General features: G+C 64.3%; 16 protein-coding genes. 4 read left to right on the top strand and 12 right to left on the bottom strand.

Features of this window, described 5'->3' with window-relative positions; translation table 11 throughout:
• The first annotated feature begins 194 nt into the window (after nt 1-194).
• The gene (locus ASN89_RS06495; protein ID WP_034751930.1) at nt 195-806 is read left to right on the top strand and encodes a 1-acyl-sn-glycerol-3-phosphate acyltransferase; all 612 of its coding nucleotides are present in this window, start codon (nt 195-197) and stop codon (nt 804-806) included.
• Here the strand turns inward: ASN89_RS06495 and ASN89_RS06490 are convergent.
• The 12 genes from ASN89_RS06490 to tssK all read right to left on the bottom strand — a co-directional run bounded on the left by ASN89_RS06490 (nt 803) and on the right by tssK (nt 15,750).
• The gene (locus tag ASN89_RS06490) at nt 803-1,348 is read right to left on the bottom strand and encodes a HupE/UreJ family protein (RefSeq protein WP_046684089.1); all 546 of its coding nucleotides are present in this window, start codon (nt 1,346-1,348) and stop codon (nt 803-805) included. The genes ASN89_RS06495 and ASN89_RS06490 overlap by 4 nt on opposite strands.
• Nucleotides 1,349-1,359: 11 nt before the next feature.
• The gene (gene ureG / locus ASN89_RS06485) at nt 1,360-1,998 is read right to left on the bottom strand and encodes an urease accessory protein UreG (protein ID WP_034783159.1); all 639 of its coding nucleotides are present in this window, start codon (nt 1,996-1,998) and stop codon (nt 1,360-1,362) included.
• A 22-nt stretch (nt 1,999-2,020) separates the two neighbouring features.
• Nucleotides 2,021-2,701 carry an urease accessory protein UreF gene (locus ASN89_RS06480; protein WP_046684088.1) on the bottom strand — a complete coding sequence of 227 codons (681 nt, stop codon included), beginning with the start codon at nt 2,699-2,701 and terminating at the stop codon, nt 2,021-2,023.
• Entirely contained in the window at nt 2,701-3,225 is a 525-nt protein-coding gene (ureE, locus tag ASN89_RS06475) for an urease accessory protein UreE (RefSeq protein WP_058048678.1), read from the bottom strand. The genes ASN89_RS06480 and ureE overlap by 1 nt, the downstream gene beginning before the upstream one ends.
• A gap of 13 nt (nt 3,226-3,238) precedes the next feature.
• Nucleotides 3,239-4,939 (bottom strand): urease subunit alpha, encoded by a 1,701-nt coding sequence (gene ureC, locus ASN89_RS06470; protein ID WP_058048677.1) that lies wholly within the window; start codon nt 4,937-4,939, stop codon nt 3,239-3,241.
• 1 nt (nt 4,940) lies between these two features.
• On the bottom strand, nt 4,941-5,270 hold the full coding sequence (locus ASN89_RS06465; protein WP_034751935.1) for an urease subunit beta: 330 nt from the start codon (nt 5,268-5,270) through the stop codon (nt 4,941-4,943).
• 27 nt (nt 5,271-5,297) lie between these two features.
• Nucleotides 5,298-5,600: an urease subunit gamma gene (locus ASN89_RS06460; RefSeq protein WP_034751936.1), complete on the bottom strand. Its 303-nt coding sequence runs from the start codon at nt 5,598-5,600 to the stop codon at nt 5,298-5,300.
• 25 nt (nt 5,601-5,625) lie between these two features.
• Nucleotides 5,626-6,492 (bottom strand): urease accessory protein UreD, encoded by an 867-nt coding sequence (locus ASN89_RS06455; RefSeq protein ID WP_058048735.1) that lies wholly within the window; start codon nt 6,490-6,492, stop codon nt 5,626-5,628.
• Between the two features lie 137 nt (nt 6,493-6,629).
• Nucleotides 6,630-8,834 carry a GGDEF domain-containing response regulator gene (locus ASN89_RS06450; protein WP_058048676.1) on the bottom strand — a complete coding sequence of 735 codons (2,205 nt, stop codon included), beginning with the start codon at nt 8,832-8,834 and terminating at the stop codon, nt 6,630-6,632.
• A gap of 174 nt (nt 8,835-9,008) precedes the next feature.
• Nucleotides 9,009-11,174 carry a sensor histidine kinase gene (locus ASN89_RS06445; RefSeq protein ID WP_058048675.1) on the bottom strand — a complete coding sequence of 722 codons (2,166 nt, stop codon included), beginning with the start codon at nt 11,172-11,174 and terminating at the stop codon, nt 9,009-9,011.
• The gene (locus ASN89_RS06440) at nt 11,171-14,242 is read right to left on the bottom strand and encodes a PAS domain-containing hybrid sensor histidine kinase/response regulator (RefSeq protein WP_058048674.1); all 3,072 of its coding nucleotides are present in this window, start codon (nt 14,240-14,242) and stop codon (nt 11,171-11,173) included. Before ASN89_RS06440 ends, ASN89_RS06445 begins: the two co-directional genes overlap by 4 nt.
• Nucleotides 14,243-14,403: 161 nt before the next feature.
• Nucleotides 14,404-15,750 (bottom strand): type VI secretion system baseplate subunit TssK, encoded by a 1,347-nt coding sequence (gene tssK / locus ASN89_RS06435; protein ID WP_046684082.1) that lies wholly within the window; start codon nt 15,748-15,750, stop codon nt 14,404-14,406.
• A 174-nt stretch (nt 15,751-15,924) separates the two neighbouring features.
• On the opposite strand from tssK, the gene tssF reads away from it, so the two are divergent.
• From tssF to ASN89_RS06420, 3 genes are read left to right on the top strand one after another with little or no spacing between them, the layout of a single operon-like run.
• Nucleotides 15,925-17,730, top strand: coding sequence for a type VI secretion system baseplate subunit TssF (gene tssF, locus ASN89_RS06430; protein WP_058048673.1), 1,806 nt, complete (start codon nt 15,925-15,927; stop codon nt 17,728-17,730).
• An 8-nt stretch (nt 17,731-17,738) separates the two neighbouring features.
• Nucleotides 17,739-18,719 carry a type VI secretion system baseplate subunit TssG gene (gene tssG, locus ASN89_RS06425; protein ID WP_058048672.1) on the top strand — a complete coding sequence of 327 codons (981 nt, stop codon included), beginning with the start codon at nt 17,739-17,741 and terminating at the stop codon, nt 18,717-18,719.
• Between the two features lie 29 nt (nt 18,720-18,748).
• Nucleotides 18,749-19,003: a PAAR domain-containing protein gene (locus tag ASN89_RS06420; protein ID WP_046684079.1), complete on the top strand. Its 255-nt coding sequence runs from the start codon at nt 18,749-18,751 to the stop codon at nt 19,001-19,003.
• The last annotated feature ends 6 nt before the right edge of the window (nt 19,004-19,009 follow it).

The raw sequence follows: 19,009 nt of genomic DNA, 5'->3' as shown, positions 1-19,009 counted from the left end.
GCATTTAGTGCCCGACACCGTGGCAAAGCATCGTTAAAATAGGGGCAGCAACGGCCGCGGCACCGCATGAATAGCGGCCTCGGCTGCTTGTCGCCACCGCCAGCCCCGTATAGAATGCCTGCGCAGAATTTTTGCTTCAAGGAAAATGGCCACCAGCGCCATCCCATTAAGAACAGTGTCACTGAAGGGTATCAATGGACGATTTATTTGTACAAGCGGGCGACTTGCCGACCTGGCACCAGCGCTGCGCGCTGCGCGTGCTGCACCTGTTTGGCTGGCGCATGCGCTTTCGCCCCTTGCCGGGGCCGCGCGGCATCGCCGTCGTCTACCCGCACACGTCCAACTGGGATTTCATCGTCGGCCTGTTCGGCAAATGGGCATTGTCGCTGCCCTTCCGCTGGCTGGCCAAGGATTCGCTGTTCCGCGGTCCGATGGGCAAGGTGCTGCGCTACCTGGGCGGCGAACCCGTCGACCGCAGCACCACCAGCGGCACGATACAGCGCCAGGCCGAACGCATGCTGGCCGCCGACTGGTACTGGCTGGCCATCACGCCGGAAGCGACGCGCAGCTACCGCCCGAACTGGAAAAGCGGCTTTTATCACCTGGCCGTCGCAGCCAAGGTGCCCTTGCTGCTGGTCTACATCGACTACCCGAACAAGGTGCTGGGTGTCGTCGACCATTTATATCTGACGGGCGACAAGGACGCCGACATGGCGGCGATTGCCGCCGTGTATGCGGGCCACCAGGGCTTGCATCCTGAAAAAGCGGCGCCCATCGTGCTGTCGGAACGCCGTCCCGGCGCCTAAGCAACTCCCATCAACACCACGCCGGCGGCCGTCAAGGCCACGCCGGCCACACGCAGCATGCGCTCGGCCAGCACCTGGCCGGTGAAACGCCCCGCACCCAGCAGGACAGCCGAGGCCAGCATGAAGCCGCAGGCGGCCGAGGCTGCCGGCAATTCCTGGCCGTGGGCATTGCCATGCGCCAAGGCGAACAGACCCACCAATCCCATGCCGAGCCAGTTCGGCAAGGCCAGCGCCAGTGCGATGGCCAGCCCTACGAGCGCCACCGTGGCGGCGATGCCCGTTTCCAGCCCGGGCATCGTCAAGCCCGCCATGCCGGCCAGGGCGCCGAGCAGCATCATGCCGAGAAACGTGGTGGGCTGCGCCAGGCCGCGGCGCTGCTGGCCGCCCCAGATGCCCACGCCCAGCATGGCCAGCAAATGGTCGATGCCCGTGAACGGATGGGCGAAACCGGCCAGGAAGCCCACGCTTTCGCCGTGGCCGGGGTGGGCCATGGCGGGCATGGCCAGCAGGCACAGGGCCGCCACGGCGGCTGTTTTTCTCATCAGTCTTGCAGTCATTGCAGCTCCTTGCCTGGTTGATCGAGCAAACCTTGCTCGCGGATAAAATCGATGACCACCTGCACGCCATCGCCGCTGCGCAAGTTGGTAAATACGAAGGGGCGCTCGCCGCGCATGCGCTTGGCATCCTGCGCCATGATGTCCAGGTTGGCGCCCACGTACGGCGCCAGGTCCGTCTTGTTGATGATCAGCAAATCGGAACGGGTGATGCCGGGCCCGCCCTTGCGCGGGATTTTTTCGCCGCCGGCCACGTCGATCACGTAAATCGTCAGGTCCGACAATTCCGGACTGAAAGTGGCGGCCAGATTGTCTCCGCCCGATTCGACGAGGATCAAATCAAGGTTGGGAAAATCTGCCTGCATGCGCGCGATCGCTTCCAGATTGATCGATGCGTCTTCGCGGATGGCCGTGTGCGGGCAGCCGCCCGTTTCCACGCCCATCAGGCGCTCGGCCGGCAAGGCGTCCGCGCGCAGCAGGATTTCCATGTCTTCCTTCGTATAGATGTCATTCGTGATGACGGCCATGTCGTAGCGCTCGCGCATGCCCTTGCACAGCATTTCGCACAGGGCCGTCTTGCCCGAGCCGACGGGCCCGCCGATGCCCACGCGCAGCGGATTGGAGGTGATCGAAGTCATGTTTACTCTCTCATAAAATGGTTCAGGAACGGTACAGGCGGCTGTACTGCACTTCGTGGCGCATCGACAGCAGCGACAGGCCGGGCGCCCAGTTGCCCATCTCGTCGTCTTGTAAATTTTGCGCCGTCAGCGCCGCCGCTTCCAGATCGGGCCGCAACGACAGCAGCAAACGCTGGCCCGCCACCTGTCCCAGCGGCACGGATTTCACACACACCAGCACCTGGTTTTCCGCCCAGGCGAACAGCATGGCCAGCAGCGCCTCTTCGCGGGGAATGGCCAGCGCCGCCACGGCGCAGGCATAGGCCGTCGGCAGGGCCACTTCCGCCTGTCCCTGCAGCATGTCGATCAGCACGCCGTCGGCCACGCCCAACTCGGCCAGCAATTTGGTCAAGGAATAGCCCATCTGGATGGTCTCGGCACGAAATTCCGCCGTGTCGCGCGACGCGATGAAACGCTCGCTCCAGCGCTGCACGGCGCGCAAATCCTGCGCTTCAAACGCCTGCATCAGCCGCCAGCACAGGGGCGCTTCCCAGCGCGCCACCACCTGCGCCAGATGCTCGGCGATCCACGCGCGCGCCGTGGCCGCGTCGTGCACCAGGCCAGATTCGAGCGCCGCTTCCAGCCCCTGCGAATAGCTGTAGGCGCCGATCGGCAAGGCCGGGCTGGCGAACTGCAGCAAATGCAGCAGGGCCGCGGCCTGCATCACGCAACGCCTGGCACATCGCCGGGACGGTGAATCTTCTGCCGCAGCGGCACGGGCACCAGCAAGTGCTGGCCGTGGCCGTCGTGATGACCATGGCCGCCGCCATACGCGCCCGCCTCCGGCTCGAACGGCGCGCTTTCTTCCGTCACCGTCGCCTGCAATCCTTCGAGCATCTCCTTCAGCACGACGTCCTTGCGGATGCGCAGAAAACCATCGCCCACCTGCGCCTGCGTGTGGCGGTTGCCCAGGTGAAAAGCGCAGCGCAGCAAGGTATGGGCATCGGCGCACCGCACCAGATAGGTCGGTTCGCGCGCGGCGACGATCTGCACCACCTGCCCTTCCGGTCCCGTCATGCGCTCGCCGTCGCGCAGCACCGTGCCGCGCACGGTGAACACGGCCACGTCGTCGCCATTCGACAGCACGGCGCGCAGCCGGCATTTTTCGCGCTGGTCGTAGGGCAGAACCAGTTGCGCGGTGGGTGCCCGCTCATCGTCGGGACCTAATTTGGTATGCAAAGTCAGCATGCTTGTCTCCTGCTTAAAATAGAAAATAGCGCTGCGCCATCGGCAGCACGGCGGCCGCCTCGCACACGAGCAGCTGGCCGTCGGCGCGCACGGCATAGGTTTCCGGGTCCACTTCCATGTGCGGCGTGGCGCTGTTGTGGATCATGTCGTGCTTGCGCAAGCCGCGCATATTCTTCACGGCGATGACGGATTTGTTCAGTTTCAGCTGATGCCCGATATCGAGGTCGTAGGCCGCCTGCGAGACAAAGGTAAACGACTTTTTCAGGCCGCCGCCGAAGGCGCCGAACATCATGCGGTAGTGCACGGGCTGCGGCGTGGGAATCGACGCGTTCGGGTCGCCCATCTGCGCGGCAGCGATCATGCCGCCCTTCAGAATCATCGACGGCTTGACGCCGAAAAACGCCGGCTTCCACAGCACGATGTCGGCGATCTTGCCCGCCTCGATGGAGCCAACCACGTGCGCAATCCCGTGCGTGATGGCCGGATTGATCGTGTACTTGGCGATGTAGCGCTTGGCGCGGAAATTGTCGCTGCGGGCCGTGTCGGGCGCCAGCGCGCCCCGCTGCACCTTCATCTTGTGCGCCGTCTGCCAGGTGCGCATGATCACCTCGCCCACTCTCCCCATCGCTTGCGAGTCGGACGACATCATCGAGATGGCGCCAATGTCGTGCAGGATGTCTTCCGCGGCGATGGTTTCGCGGCGGATGCGCGACTCGGCAAACGCCACGTCTTCGGCAATGGCCGGATCCAGGTGGTGGCACACCATCAGCATGTCCAGGTGCTCGTCGAGCGTGTTGACGGTAAATGGGCGCGTCGGGTTGGTCGACGAGGGCAGCACGTTGGATTGCCCCACGGCGGCGATGATGTCGGGCGCATGGCCGCCGCCCGCCCCTTCCGTGTGGAACGTGTGGATGGTGCGGTCCTTGAAGGCGGCCAGCGTGTGCTCGAGGAAGCCGCCCTCGTTGAGGGTATCGCTGTGCAGCGCCACCTGGATATCCATACGGTCCGCAACGGACAGGCAGTTGTCGATGGCGGCCGGCGTGCTGCCCCAGTCTTCGTGCAGTTTCAGGCCGATGGCGCCCGCGCGCACCTGTTCTTCCAGCGGCAGCGGCAAACTCACATTGCCTTTGCCCATGAAGCCCAGGTTCATGGGGAAGGCATCGGCCGCCGCCAGCATCGCGTGCAAATGCCACGGCCCCGGCGTGCAGGTGGTGGCGGCCGTACCGACGGCAGGTCCCGTGCCGCCGCCCAGCATGGTGGTCACGCCGCTCATCAAGGCTTCCTCGATCTGCTGCGGGCAAATGAAGTGGATATGCGTGTCGACGCCGCCGGCCGTGACGATCATGCCTTCGCCGGCGATGATCTCGGTGGCGCCGCCGATGGGCAAGGTCACGCCGGGCTGGATGTCGGGGTTGCCCGCCTTGCCGATGCCGAAGATCAGGCCATTTTTCAAGCCGATATCGGCCTTCACGATGCCCCAGTGGTCGAGGATGACGGCATTCGTGATGACGGTATCCATCACCTCGGCCGCGCAGCGCTGCGACTGGCCCATGCCGTCGCGGATCACCTTGCCGCCGCCGAATTTCACCTCTTCGCCGTAGATCGCATAGTCATGCTCGATCTCGATGAACAGTTCCGTGTCGGCCAGGCGGATGCGGTCGCCCTTGGTGGGGCCGAACATTTCGGCATACGCGCTGCGGGGAATACTGGCCATCTCAATCCTTTCCCGGTGGAGTGTCTTGCAGTTCGCCCATCACTTCGCCATTGAAGCCGTACACCTTGCGCTCGCCCGCCAGCGCCACCAGTTCCACGGTGCGCTGCTGGCCCGGTTCGAAGCGCACGGCGGTGCCGGCCGTGATGTTCAGGCGCATGCCGTAGGCGCGCCAGCGCTCGAACGCCAATGCCGGGTTGACTTCAAAAAAGTGGAAGTGCGAGCCGACCTGGATCGGCCGGTCGCCCCGGTTGGCCACCACCACGGTGGCCGTGGCGCGCCCGGCATTCAAGCTGATTTCGCCTTCTTCCAATTGGTATTCGCCTGGGGTCATGACGGACTCCTTCTCAAAAAAAAAAAACTACGGTATCGGGTGGTGCACGGTCACCAGCTTGCTGCCATCGGGGAAGGTCGCTTCCACCTGGATGTCGGGGATCATCTCGGCGATGCCGTCCATGACGTCGGCGCGCGAGAGGATCTTGGTACCGTCCGACATCAGCTGCGCCACCGACTTTCCATCGCGCGCGCCTTCCATGATGGCGGCGCTGATCAGGGCCACCGCTTCCGGATAATTCAATTTCAAACCGCGCGCCAGGCGCCGTTCGGCCAGCAGCGCGGCCGTAAAAATGAGCAGCTTGTCTTTTTCTCGGGGAGTCAGGTCCATGGTTTTCCTTGCGCTTCTTTCCTGATTAAGTGTTCCAGATGCGGGGCACGACGGCGTCGCGCCCCAGCATGGCGGGGCGCAGCAGCTGCCATGCGGTCAGCATGATGCGGCGCGCCGCCTCGCTGTCGCCGCACAGCAGGCGCACCACCACCAGCGATTTCATGTGCGTGGCGCCAAACGCGGCGCCGGCCGGCACGCCGATCTCGCGCACGGCAGCCAGCACGGCAGGCGTAACTTGTGTGCCGACGGCGATCAGGGTGGCGCACACGGTGTGGCCCCCCAATCCCAGCGGGCTGGCCATCAGTGCGCCGCCGGCCGCCAGCACGCCCTGCTCCCACCACAGCAGCTTGCCGCCGCGGCGGATCTGCACCTGCTGGCTGATGCTGCCCGTGTTGAAAACTTCGCCCGAGGCGCTGCGGCCCAGGCAGACGATGTCGCAGCCGATGTAGCTGGCGTCCGGCGCCAGTTCCACTTCATGGCGCAGGCGCACGCACGCCTGGTCGAAGAAAATGCTTTCCTGCGGCAGCCACTCGATGGCCGCGCCGCTACCGGCGCGCAGCACGATGTGCTGGCCCGAGACGTGGCCGTTGGCGCGGTACCACTTGGCCGCGCCCGGCGACGTGAGCAAGGCGCGTGCGCCCTCGCCCACCGTGGCGTCGACGGCCAGCTGGTCGCCGCCCACGACGCCGCCGGGCGGATGGATGATGATGGCGTGGCAGACAGCGTCGCCTTCCGGGTACAGGGGCTTTTGCACGCGCAGGGGGCCGCTGTGCGTGCGCTCGACGAGGCGGCTAACGCCATCGTGCAGCGCAAAGCCCAGGCGCAGGTGCGCCTGCCAGGCGCCGTGGGCGCTGGCTGGTAAATGCGTGGCTGGATGGGGACTGTCTGGCATGCGGGGCAATCGCGTAAATAAGCGATTACCTAAGCAGGATATGTGCCAGCGTCAGGGGAAGGAAAAGTGAGAATCGCGCACCGCGCTGCAGCGGACGCACCGGCATGGTGCATCGGCCGCACCGCAGTGCTTACCTCTTACGCCACGGCCAGGGTGTGCCGTTCGCGCAGCAAGGCCGTGAAGGCACCCGCCGCCAGGGGGCGGCTGAAAAAATAGCCCTGCATTTCATCGCAGCCGTGTTCCGTCAGGAAGTCGACCTGCGCGCGCGTTTCCACGCCTTCGGCGATGACGCGCATGTCCAGGTTGTGCGCCAGCGAGATGACGGAGCGGGCGATGGCCGCGTCGCTGCTGCTGGTGGTAACGTCGTCGACGAAGGATTTGTCGATCTTCAGCACGTCGATGGGAAAACGTTTCAGGTAGCCTAGGCTGGAATAGCCGGTGCCGAAGTCGTCGAGGGAAATGCCCACGCCGATATCCTTCAGGCGCGTCAGGGCCGCCACGGCCTTGTCCGGGTCGCCCATCACCGTGCTTTCCGTGATCTCGATGCCCAGGCAGGCGGGCGCGATGCCGTATTTGCGCAAGGCCGCCTCGACGAACGGCACCGTGCGGTCCTGCGCGAACTGTTTGCCGGACAGGTTGACGGCCACCTTGATGCTGCCCAGGCCCGCGTCGTGCCAGGCGCGAATTTGCGCGCACACGCTTTCGAGCACCCATTCGCCGATGGCCGTGATCAAGCCGTATTCCTCGGCCAGCGCGATGAACAGGCCGGGCGGCACCTTGCCCAGCACCGGATTATCCCAGCGCAGCAGGGCTTCCGCGCCCAGCAAGGCGCCCGTGCGCAAGCACATCTGCGGCTGGTAGTGCACTTCGAATTCATCGCGGCAAATGGCGCCGCGCAGCTGCTGCTGCATCGCCAGGCGGGCGCGGATATCGCTGCCCATGCGCTCCGTGAAGAAGGCGTAATGGTCGCGCCCCATTTCCTTGGCGCGCACCAGGGCCGTGTCGGCATGGCGCAGCACGTCGTCGAGGCTGTCGCCATCGGCCGGGCACATGGCGATGCCGATGCTGGTCGTCAGCGCCAGGCGTTCGCCGTCGACGCTGAGTTCCTCGCGCAAGCCGGCCAGGATGGTTTGCGCCAGCCCCAGGGTACGCCCCAGCAGGGCATCGTCCTGCAGCAGGATCTGGAATTCGTCGCCGCCCTGGCGCACCACCGTGTCGCCCTCCTGCACGCAGCCGGACAGGAAACGCGCCACCACCTGCAGCGCCTTGTCGCCCACGGCCTGGCCGTGCGAATCGTTGATGTTCTTGAAGCGGTCCAGGTCGAGGCACATCAGCACCACCTGCTGGCCGTCGCGCAGAGCGTTCGCGCGCGCCTGTTCGAAGCGCTCGCGCAGCAGCACGCGGTTCGGCAAGCCCGTCAGCGCATCGTGGTAGGAGAGGAAATCGATCAGGTGCTGCTCGGCCTTGCGTTCGCTGATGTCAAGGAAGACGCCGATATAGTTGACGACGGCGCCATCGGGGCCGTGCACGGTCGAGGCGCTGAGCAGGCAGGGATAGGTGTCGCCGCTCTTGCGTCGTGTCTGCACCTCGCCCGACCAGCAGCCGCTGCTGCGCAAGCCCTGACGCATGGCCTGCAGCACCGCTTCGCCCGTGTGTTCCGCATGCAGGCGCAGGATGTCCGTGCCCACCACTTCCGGCGCCGCGTAGCCGGTGATGCGTGTAAAAGCGGGATTGGCCGTGACGATGACGCCGGCCGCATCCGTGATCAGGATGGCGTCCTGGGTCGCTTCGAAGACCTGGCCCGACAGGCGCAGCAATTCTTCATTGGCGCGGCGGATCTGCACTTCGCGCGCCAGGGTGCTGGCCACCTGCTCTAGTTCGGCCGTGCGTTCGGCCACCCTCCGTTCCAGGTTGGCGCGTTCCTGCGCCAACTGCAGCTGCGCCCGCGCCAGGCGCACGTGGGCGTCGGTGCGGGCCAGAATTTCCTCGGCCTGGAAGGGTTTGGCGATGAAATCGACGGCGCCCAGCGCAAAGCCGCGCACCTTGTCGTCCGTATCGTACTGGGCCGACAGGAAGATCACCGGCACCTGGCGCAGGGACGGTATCTCCTTCAGGCGGCGGCACACTTCAAAGCCGTCGAGGCCGGGCATGCGCACGTCGAGCAGGATCAGCTCGGGCGGGCGCGCCTGGGCCGTCCACAGGGCCAGTTCACCGTTCGGCGCCTGGCGCACGGCATAGCCGGCGCCGCCCAGCAAATCGCTCAACAGCTTCAGCGAAGCCGGCGTATCTTCAACGATCAGTACTTCGCCCTTCGAGTTCACTTCCGAAAAATCGCGGTGCATGTAGCAGTTCTCTCAGCTTTGGATGAGGCGCGGCGATCGGTTGCCGCGCTGGACAAGACATTTCTTTGCGATGAACTACGTACTATCATCATAATCTTTATTGCAATTTAGCACCATCCATCGGCGCCACTTAGTCCTTCTTTTCAGCGAATCCGATGTTGTCAGCCCACACTTTCAAACGTGCGCCAGCGCCCCCTCATTCTCCAGCAAGTCGCATAACTGGCGGTACTGATGCTGGTCGAGCATGGCCTGCAGCGGCGCCAGCAAAGGCGCAGCCGCCGCGGGCAAGGCCGCCAGCAGCTGCGCCACCCTCGCCAGGTTCAATTCGCGCAGCGCCACCAGCAAGGCGGCGCGTTCTTCCCCGGCCAGCAGCAGCAAGTCTTGCGCGCGCAGTGCCGGCAACACCTCGGGCGCCGGCGCCACGGGCTGCGGCACGGGCGGCTGCACGGGCGCTTCGGCCGCCTGCGCGGATATGCTGAAACGGAAGGTGGCGCCCTGCCCCGGCGTCGATTCCACCGTCAGTTCGCCTTTCATCAGCTGCACGAATTCGCGCGAGATGGCCAGGCCCAGGCCCGTGCCATCCTTCGGTCCCGCGCTGTCGGCCTGCACAAAGGGCTCGAAGATGCGCTGCTGGTCTTCCTGGGCGATGCCGATGCCCGTATCGCTGACGGCGAACGACAAACGCCACGTGGCTGCATCGCGCCGCTCGCCGCGCACGCGCAAGATGACTTCGCCGCCGCCGGCAAACTTGATGGCGTTCGACATCAGGTTCAGCAGCACCTGGCGCAAGCGCATCGCGTCGAGCAGCACGGCCGCCGGCAGGCCCGCGCAATCGAGGCGCAAGGCCAGCCCCTGCTGCTCGGCGCGCATGCCCAGCATGTCCATCACTTCCTGCAGCAGGGGCGCCAGCGCCACCACGGCCGTCTGCGCCTGCAGGCGCCCCGCCTCGCCCTTCGACAGTTCGAGGATTTCATTGATCAGGGTGAGCAAATGATTGCCGGAACGGTGGATGATGGCCAGGTTGCGCTTTTCATCGTCGTGCATATTGGGCGAGGCGGCCATCAGGCGCGAAAAACCGATCACGGAATTCAGGGGCGTGCGCAGTTCATGGCTCATGTTCGCCAGGAAGGTACTCTTGGCGCGGTTCGCCGCCTGCGCCTGGCTGACGGCCACCGACAGGGCGCTCGTGCGCTCGGCCACCAGCTCTTCCAAATGATGGCGGTGGCGCAGCAGTTCCAGTTCGGCCTCGCGGTGCGCCGTGATGTCGTAGTTCGAGCCCACCAGGCGCATGGGCAGGCCTTGCCCGTCGCGGAAGATCACGGCATCGACCTTGATGTAGCGGATGGCGCCATCGGGCCACAGGATGCGGTACTCGTGCGTGAACGCCTGGCCGGCGCCCAGCGCGGCGCGCAAGGCTTCCTTGGCGGCCGGCACGTCGTCGGGCATCAGCGCCGCGCGCCAGATCGCCGCCGGCGCCGTGCCGTTGTCCGCATCGGCCTTGAACTGCGCGTACATCTGCTCGTCCCACTGCAAGGCGCCGCTGCGCACGTTCCAGTCCCAGATGCCGATGCTGGCCGCGCCGGTGGCCATCTGCACGCGCTCCTCGCTGCGCTGCAAGGCGCGATAGCGGCTGTCGAGCAGCGCGACCATGTCGCGGATGGAGCGGTACAAGGTGCGCAGCTCGCCCAGGAACCACGCTTTCGGCGGCGTGCCGAACGCTTCGCCCTGCCCCGCCTGGATGCCGGCCGCATACTGGCCGATCGCCTTCAGGGGCTTGAGCATCAGGCACCACATGAGCAGCCAGATGCTGGCCACGAGGATCACGTCGAGCGCCACGATCATGGCGCCGATGCCCAGCGCACGCTGCCGCAGCTGCGCGTGCAGCAGGGCCGGCGTCGCATACACGGCAACGCTGCCGATGACCTGCCCGCCCATCGTCACGGGGCGCCGCTGCACCAGCCAGTCCGGTTCCGCGGACAGCGAGGAAAAGCTGCCGATGGCGCCGTCCGCGGTGCGGCGCAGGACCAGCGCCTCCTTGCCGATGCCCGGCGTCAGCGAGCTGGCCACCAGGTCGCGCTTGCCCAGCATGCTGCGCATGATGGCCTGCATCTGCTTTTCATCGAGATTCCACAAGGGCAGTTCGATGGCCACGGCCAGCTGGTCCGCGCTCACGGACAGGCTGCGCTGCAGCTGCTGCCAGCGCTGCTCGCGTTCGGACTGGTAAAACAGCACGGCAAACACGAGCAGCAGCGCCGTGACGACAAACGTCAGCGCCACGCTGACGGCCAGCACGATGGACACGCCGCCCAGGCGCGCGCCCTTGGATGCGTGAAGCGTCATGCGTCTTCGCCCTGCGGCTCGCTGGCCAGCTGCGCCAGCAAGGCGCACAGCGGCTGATATTGATGCTGTTCCAGCATGGCGGCGATGTGCGCGGCCAGCTGCGGCAGGCTGGTCGCCACGCCTGACAACACGATGGCGCTGCGGCGCAAATCGAGGGCTTGCACGGATTCGAGCAGCGCCTGACGCTCGGCCGCGCCCAGCTGGCCCAGCGACTGCTGCAAGTCGAAGGCGGCCGCCGGCACGCGCGGCGGCATGGCGCCGGTGCGCTGGAAGCGCACGCCCAGTTGCTGCTCCAGCATGGCGAACAGGTGTTCCTGCTCGATCGGCTTGCGCAGGAAGCCGTCGGCGCCAGCCGCCAGCGCCTCCTGCTTTTCTTCCTCGAAGGCGGAAGCGGTCATGATCACCAGGCGCGGTTGCACCAGCGCCGGCTGCGCGCGCAGCCAGCGGGTCAGCGCCAGGCCGTCCATGTCCGGCATGCGCCAGTCGCTGAGCACGATGTCGTAGCGCTGCGCCGCCAGCATGGCTTGCGCCTGCACGCCGCCCGCAGCCTCGTGCAGCTGGAAGCCCAGCGGCGCCAGCAAGCCGGCCAGCAGCTTGCGGCAGTTGTCGTCATCGTCGACCAGCAGCACCATGCGCCCGCGCTGGGCCGGCGGCAGGCGCGCCACGCGGCCCGGCGCCAGCGCCGCGATGGCCGGCTGCTGCAGCACCGGCGCACGCAGTTCGAAACTGAAGCGGGAGCCGGCGCCCAAGGTCGATTCGACGCGCAGCTCGCCGCCCATCAGGCGCACGAACTCGCGCGAAATGGTCAGCCCCAGTCCCGTGCCGGCCTGCGCCACGGCGCTGTCGGCCTGCACGAACGGTTCAAAGATGCGTTCCAGATCCTCTTCCGCGATGCCGCTGCCCGTATCGCGCACGGCGAACGCCAGCGCCACCTGCCCATCGCCGCCCGTCTCGCAGGCCAGCGACAGGGTCACGCTGCCCTGCTCGATGAACTTGAGCGCGTTCGACAGCAAATTGAGCAGCACCTGGCGCAGCTTGGCGCCATCGAGGCGCACCAGCGGCGGCACGCCGACACGTTCGAGCCGCAGCGCGATGCCCTGGTCGCCGGAGCGCATGCGCACCATCTCGAGCACTTCGTCGAGCAAACCGTTCAAGTCGACGGGTCCCGCTTGCAGCTGCATGCGGCCCGCCTCGATTTTCGACAATTCCAGGATATCGTTGATCAAGGTGAGCAAATGATGGCCGGCGCGGTTGATGATGGCCAGGTTATGTTTTTCTTCCTCGAACATGCTGCTCGAATCGGCCATCATCTGCGAAAAGCCGATCACGGAATTCAAGGGCGTGCGCAATTCGTGGCTCATGTTGGCCAGGAAGACGCTTTTCGCGCGGTTCGCCGATTCGGCCTCGGTGACGGCCACCGACAGGGCGGCCGTGCGCTGCTGCACCAGCTCTTCCAGATGGTCGCGGTAGCCGAGCAATTCCTGCTCGCTTTGCTTGCGCTCGGAAATGTCGACGATGCCGCTGCGCACCAGGCGCCTCCCTTCCATCGGCAAGCGCACCAGCCGCACTTCGCAAGGGAAGATGCTGCCGTCGGCGCGCCGCACATTGCGCTCGACCAGGATGGGTTCGCCCAGCATGGCGCGGCGCAGATGCTCTTCCATCATCAGGCCCAAAGGCATGCCGTCGGGCTGCTCCATGCTGTACAGGTCGAACGGTCCACGCGCCAGCAGCGCTTCGCGCGACATGCCCAGCATGCGCTGCGCACTGCTGTTGGCGTCGATGAAGCGGTCCTGGTCCAGGTCATACACGACGATGGCTTCGGGCGCATGCTCGACGAGGATGCGGAAGCGCTGCTCGCTCTCGCGCGCCTCGCTCTCGGCGCGGCGCAAACGCCGCCGCTGCAGCAGCAAGGCGCTCAGCAAGCCGGCCATCACGATGAAGACGCCGGCCGCCAGCAGCACGGCGGCGCGGTGTTCGTGCCACAGCTGCGGCGGACGGTTGAAGAACAGGGTGTCTGGCGGCAGCTGGCTGATGTCGGCATCCCAGCGCTGCAGCTGCTCCCAGTCGTACATGGGCACCGGGCGGATCGGCGGCAGCAAGGCGCCCGGCGCGGCAGGCGCCTTGCCGGCCAACACGGCCAGCGACATCTGCGCCACCTGCTGCGCGGCCCCTTCGATGTGCAGGATGGAGCCGCCCAGGATGCCCTTGCCCACATTCGTGTTGTACATGCCGAAGGCAGGCACGTTCGCCAGCCGCGCCAGCTCGCCGGCAAACTGCACGGGCGTGGCGATGGCGCCGGCCACGTCGCGGTTGACGTTGCCCGCCAGCAGCAGCGTATCGGCGGGCAGGTGCGCCACCTTCACGCGCATCTGCGCCAGGGTCAGGCCGTCGAGATACTCCATATAAACCCTGCCCTGCCACGCCTGCGCCGCCTGCTGCATGTTGCGCTTCAGGGCCTGGTCGGCCTCGCTCGCGCCGACGGCCATGACGATGGTTTTGGTTTCCGGGAACAGCGCCATCGCTTGCGCCAGGGTGCCGGGAAAATCGACGTTCGCCTTTTGCTGCCAGATGGCCAGCGGGCTGCCGGCCGGCAAGGCATTGCCCGAGGTGTTAATCGCCAGCACGGGCACGCCGCGCGCCAGCGGCGCCAGGTCGGACAGCAAAAAATCGAGCGCCGGCTGCTGCATGGCGATGATCAGGTCAGCCTTGCGCCCCATCATCTGGGTGTATCTTAAAAGCAACAAATCACGCATCTCGTTGCGCAGCGCCGGGTCACCCTGGGTATTGAGGTTCAGGTGCTCGACCATGATATCTTCGCTGGCCAGGCCCGCGGCGGCCATGGCGGCCACATAGGTGCGCGTGTACGATTCCACGCCGGCGCGGCCGTAATCGTAGGCGTTGAGGAACAGCACGCGCTGGCCCCGGTGCGGCGGCGCGGCGCTTGCAGCCAGCGCAGGCGCAGCCACAGCGGCGCATAGCATCAACAGCAATGCGCGGCCGCAGCGGCGCACCGCTGCCCTGCCCATCCCGCCGCCAGGCTGCAAGTCACCCGGCACATCACGCATCATTCGCCATGCCCATGCTCACTCCCGCTGTCACCATGTTTCACCATTGCGCCGACTGCTCAGCCACCGACACTTACAAAAACATGATAACGTCAACTGCCGGGACAAGTCTATTCCTTAGGGCAATCTTTTGACAAGACAAGCACCCGCCACGCCAACTATCGTTATGCGGCGGTGACGCTGATGCCGAACAATTCCAGCTTCAGCCCTTTTATGCCAGACGGCACATAAATCGCAATCGCCTGTGCCTTGATCATGCTGTCATAGATACTGCCCTTGTTATCGATCGAAAAGTAATATGTATTGGGCCGCACGGGTACTTCAGCAGGAACCTGGGCCATATGCCGCAGCTCGGCACCCGGCAATGCCCGGCCCAGTAATAGTTCGATATTGTCCGGAGAGGATATCTTGAACTGCAACGGCACCGTGGCAACCAGTTCCAGCGCCGGCATATCGGCGTTGACCGCAAGACAAAGTTCAGTCTGCCGGTCAATCCGCTTGGCATCGAGCAAACCGTGATAGTGGGTGTTTTGTTGCGTGTCGTTGGACAATGGAATCGGGAAGTAACGCGACAGGAGCACCGTATCGATCAGGTCACGGATGATGCCATCGAGCTTGCCGAAACCGGAAGCCGGGTCATCGTGACAATACGCCGGCAAGTCGCTCAGCGTGTATTTTTTTGAAAACGTCATCAGGCCACCGGCCAATGCCATCAATTTTTCAAACAGATATACAGGATGGTGGCGCCGATAACTGGCGCAATGACTGAGCGTGGCACTGGCCGTGCTCAAGGTATTGAGCATCCAGAACGAGGAAACATCCCCGCCATGGAATTCAACCGTATTGTTACCGGGTTGACGGTGGCGGCTGTACAGCGCCTCAATTTTCGCGCCCATCCGGTCGATCAGCGAATCGAGCATTTTCTGCAGCGAAGACTCGGCGCTGATGGTCAGGCCAGGCGGAATGAAGGAGGCATCGATTTCAAAGCTGCCATTGCCGGCGCGGTACAAACGGATCACCGGGATGGCAAGGTAATCATGCAGGGGGTCCAGTTGCGACAGCAGATACACGCGCTTCTGCAGGTAAGCCACATCGACACTGACTGCCTCGCTGTACAGATCCGGGGTTTCGATATCCGCCTGGACATACCGCGCGCCGGCAGCACTCACATTGCCGCCATGTGCCCGCAGCGTGGGCAACGCGGCATAAAAAGTAAAACTATGTTCGCTGGAAGGCAGCTTGGACAGGTCTACTGCACTGGGCAATACATCGCCAAGCGGCGCTTCAAAGAACTCTCCATCCTGAAAGACGAGCGACATGGCGTCCGCCCGCAGGCTATTGTTGGCCAGTGCATCCGCATTCCAGCTGACGCCGTGCACACCCCATAAATGTGGATTGATGAGTGAAGCCAGACGCTGCAGGCGCGCTTCATGGTAGCGGTCCAGCTGCTGGAATTGCTGGGGGCCGATGGCCAGGCCCTCGGACCAAAGTAATTTGGATGGCAATGTCATTGCGTTCTCCATGTTGACCGTTGGAATCATGCTGCCTTGCCAGTCTGATGTTGCCAGCTTGGAAGTCCTTGATATTGCACAGCAACCCTGTTCAATTATTGCGCAAACGCAATTTGCCTCAGAGCAAACACTCGGATACTGACCACTCCGCCGCGAAGACACAGGAAAAGAGAGATGGAGGACTTGCTGCCGTATTTCGAACGCGAGCTGGTGATGCTGCGACGGCATTGCCGTGAGTTCTCCGAACGCTATCCGAGAATCGCCGGCAAATTGCACATGTCCGGCGAGTCTTGCGAGGATCCGCACGTCGAACACTTGATCGAATCGGTGGCGATGCTGGCGGCCCGCATCTCGAAACGGCTCGATGACGACTATCCGCAATTTACCGAAGCCTTGTTCGAAGCCCTGTTTCCACATTATCTGCGCCCCTTTCCATCGTGCACCATCGTCCATCAGTCTGTCCCAGCGGCTGGAGCGGGTATAATGCACCTGCCGGCCGGCAGCGAAATGGACGCAACGCCTGTGCGCGGCGTGCGCTGCCGCTTCAAGACGGTCTACGGCATGACGACCGGAACATCGGTAGTGGAAAGCGCGGCTTTCGATGCGATGATCAAGCCGCCGCCAGGCGTACGCCTGCCAGCATCAGCCAGCTCCGCCCTGAACATCGGCATCCGGCACCTTGACGCAGCGCCAGCATCACTGCGCGTTTTCATCGATGGCGAAGCCTCTTTTTCCGCCGCCTTGCGCGATGCCATGTTCCTGCATGCAGTCTGCGCTTTTGTGTCCATCGACGCGGTGCAGTGGATAGCCTTGCCCGCCTTGCCCTTGACGCCCGTCGGCTTCGCCGACGCGGATGCCTTGATACCTTTCGGTGCCCGTTCGCAGCCGGCCTACCGCATCCTGAGCGAGTATTTTGCGTATCCGGAAAAATTCAATTTCTTCGACATCGATATCGCAGCGCTGAGTGCTGCCCTGCCGCCTGGCTGCCAGCGCTTTACCCTGCATCTGTGCATGGCCGGTTTGCGACCCGATTCCGCTGCGGCCCGCATGTTATCCAGCATTTCCAGCGACAACTTAAGGCTGGGCTGCAGTCCGGCGGTCAACCTCTTCCGCCAGGAAGGCGTGCCGATCGCCATCACCCGACAGAAAACCGACTATTCCGTGCTGGCCCATGCGACCCATGCCCATGGTTACGAAGTCGTCACCGTTGATGCGGTGCGTTTGCTGCGTCAACGCGGAGGCGAAAGCACGCTGACCGAATTTCGCCCGCTGTACAGTCTGCGCCATGGCGAGGGCGCGGCGCAACAAGGTCATTACTGGGTCATGCGCCACGACACGACGCTTGCCCTCAAAAGCCCTGGCCATGAAAAGAAAATCACGCTGGTCGATAGCGACTTCCATCCCTTGATCAATGAAAAAGCCAGCTTGTCGCTGTCGCTGACATGCAGTAACCGCGATCTTCCACTGTCACTCAAATACGGCCAGCCGCAAGGAGACTTGCAACCGTGCGGCGGCGGACCTGCACTGCACATGCTGCGACGCCCCAGCCAGCCCCGACGTTTCCCACCGGGCGCGGGCCTGCACTGGCGCCTGATTTCACACCTGGCGCTGAATCATCACGCGCTGGTCCAGGAGGGCCTGCCGGCGCTGCGCGAAATGCTGACGCTATATGACCAGTCCCAATCGGCAAGCTCGCAGCGCCAGATCGGCGGCATCGTCGCGCTGGCGCACTCGCCGACCACGACATGGCTGCGGCACAAGCGCGGCACCTCGCTGGCGCATGGCGTGGAGGTACGCCTCACGCTGGACGAGGAAGCGTTCGTCGGCAGCGGCATGCACCTGTTTGTACAGGTAATCGATCACTTCCTTGGGCTGTATGTGCAAATCAACAGTTTCATCGAACTGGTGGTGCTGTCAGGGCAAAGCGGAAAGGAGCTGATCCGATGCAAACCAAGAAGCGGACTGCAGAATCTGGTGTAATCCAACACTTGCTGGCCGAGCCATACCGCTACCAGTTTGTGCAGGCGGTGCGTATTCTGCTGTGCTGGCTGCGTCAGCAGAACGTGTCCCATGCGCAAGCCTTCGGCCACGTGCTGCGCTTCAAGAACAGCTTGTCCTTGAGTTTTCCCGCCAGTGAAATCGAACAGCTCTCGCTCGACGACAATGAGCAGCTGACCCTGACACCCACATTCATGCGTTTTCTCGGCGTCGGAGGCACCTTGCCCTTGCACCATTCGGAACGCATCGCCGGCCACCGTTTGTCGAGCAAAGACGCTGGCGTCTCGGCCTTCCTCGATATCTTTTCACACCGCATGCTCACGCTGTATTACCAGGCGTGGGAAAAGTATCGGCTGGAATCCACGCTGCAGACCCAGGCAAGGGATGTACAACTGCCTTTGCTGACGGCACTGGCCGGCGTGCGGCGCGCCGCGCTGCCGTCGAGCGGCGAACCGGATGCCGTGACGCAGGACGTCGCGGCCTGGTACGCGGGCCTGCTGCGCTGCCGCCCCGTCTCCGCGCAAGCGATTGGTCCCGTGCTGGCCGAGTACTGCGGCGTCCCCGTCACCGTGCAGCAATTTGTCGGTGGCTGGGACTATCTGGAAAAAAACCGCCGCAGCCTGCTGGGCAGTGTCAACTTTACCCTGGCGCGCGGCGCAACGCTTGGCCAGCGGCTTTGGCGCCAGGACATGTGCGTCTGCCTGCATATCGACCCTCTGGATCCTGCTGGCCTGCAACGCTTCCTGCCGCGCAGCACGGGCGCCGCGGCCCTGGCAAAAATGCTGATGCTGTTTGGCGTACCAGACTTGCAATATGAAGTGCGGCTGATATTGAGTCCGCCATGTATTACTCCCCTGCTCCTGAGTTCCAACCCTTCAGCAAGACGGCGCCTGGGCTGGACGACGTTCTTGCAGACAGCACAAGGCAAGGTACGCGGCGCCGAAGTGCGTTATCTGCTGCAACTGACCTGAGCAGCCCATCACTGGAAAGCGAGGCAAGCATGAAACATGCGGGACGCGGCGTCATCCGGCTCGGGGACGCAACCGATCACGGCGGCAAGGTCACCAGCGCCTCATCCGGCAGCACCGTGATGGGGAAGACGGCGGCACTGGCCGATGACACTACCTTCTGCCCCAAGTGCAAGGGCAATTTCCCCATCACGCCAGACGGCGCCGGCGCAAAACACATGGGCAAGCCGTACGCCTATGACGGCGATGTCACCGCCTGCGGCGCCCACCTGATCACATCCCTGTAAAGGAGG

It is taken from the genome of Janthinobacterium sp. Ant5-2-1 (assembly GCF_001445815.1).
In the GTDB taxonomy this organism is placed as follows: Bacteria; Pseudomonadota; Gammaproteobacteria; order Burkholderiales; family Burkholderiaceae_D; genus Janthinobacterium; species Janthinobacterium lividum_E.
The sequence above is the reverse complement of the archived record's forward strand: the minus strand, read 5'-3'. Positions and strand labels throughout refer to the sequence as shown.

What these genes read in the sequence shown, in the direction of transcription:
- ASN89_RS06495 (WP_034751930.1), top strand. Translation starts at nt 195, where the DNA reads ATGGACGATTTATTTGTACAAGCGGGCGACTTGCCGACCTGGCACCAG.
- ASN89_RS06490 (WP_046684089.1), bottom strand. Translation starts at nt 1,348, where the DNA reads ATGAGAAAAACAGCCGCCGTGGCGGCCCTGTGCCTGCTGGCCATGCCC.
- ureG (WP_034783159.1), bottom strand. Translation starts at nt 1,998, where the DNA reads ATGACTTCGATCACCTCCAATCCGCTGCGCGTGGGCATCGGCGGGCCC.
- ASN89_RS06480 (WP_046684088.1), bottom strand. Translation starts at nt 2,701, where the DNA reads ATGCAGGCCGCGGCCCTGCTGCATTTGCTGCAGTTCGCCAGCCCGGCC.
- ureE (WP_058048678.1), bottom strand. Translation starts at nt 3,225, where the DNA reads ATGCTGACTTTGCATACCAAATTAGGTCCCGACGATGAGCGGGCACCC.
- ureC (WP_058048677.1), bottom strand. Translation starts at nt 4,939, where the DNA reads ATGGCCAGTATTCCCCGCAGCGCGTATGCCGAAATGTTCGGCCCCACC.
- ASN89_RS06465 (WP_034751935.1), bottom strand. Translation starts at nt 5,270, where the DNA reads ATGACCCCAGGCGAATACCAATTGGAAGAAGGCGAAATCAGCTTGAAT.
- ASN89_RS06460 (WP_034751936.1), bottom strand. Translation starts at nt 5,600, where the DNA reads ATGGACCTGACTCCCCGAGAAAAAGACAAGCTGCTCATTTTTACGGCC.
- ASN89_RS06455 (WP_058048735.1), bottom strand. Translation starts at nt 6,492, where the DNA reads ATGCCAGACAGTCCCCATCCAGCCACGCATTTACCAGCCAGCGCCCAC.
- ASN89_RS06450 (WP_058048676.1), bottom strand. Translation starts at nt 8,834, where the DNA reads ATGCACCGCGATTTTTCGGAAGTGAACTCGAAGGGCGAAGTACTGATC.
- ASN89_RS06445 (WP_058048675.1), bottom strand. Translation starts at nt 11,174, where the DNA reads ATGACGCTTCACGCATCCAAGGGCGCGCGCCTGGGCGGCGTGTCCATC.
- ASN89_RS06440 (WP_058048674.1), bottom strand. Translation starts at nt 14,242, where the DNA reads ATGATGCGTGATGTGCCGGGTGACTTGCAGCCTGGCGGCGGGATGGGC.
- tssK (WP_046684082.1), bottom strand. Translation starts at nt 15,750, where the DNA reads ATGACATTGCCATCCAAATTACTTTGGTCCGAGGGCCTGGCCATCGGC.
- tssF (WP_058048673.1), top strand. Translation starts at nt 15,925, where the DNA reads ATGGAGGACTTGCTGCCGTATTTCGAACGCGAGCTGGTGATGCTGCGA.
- ASN89_RS06420 (WP_046684079.1), top strand. Translation starts at nt 18,749, where the DNA reads ATGAAACATGCGGGACGCGGCGTCATCCGGCTCGGGGACGCAACCGAT.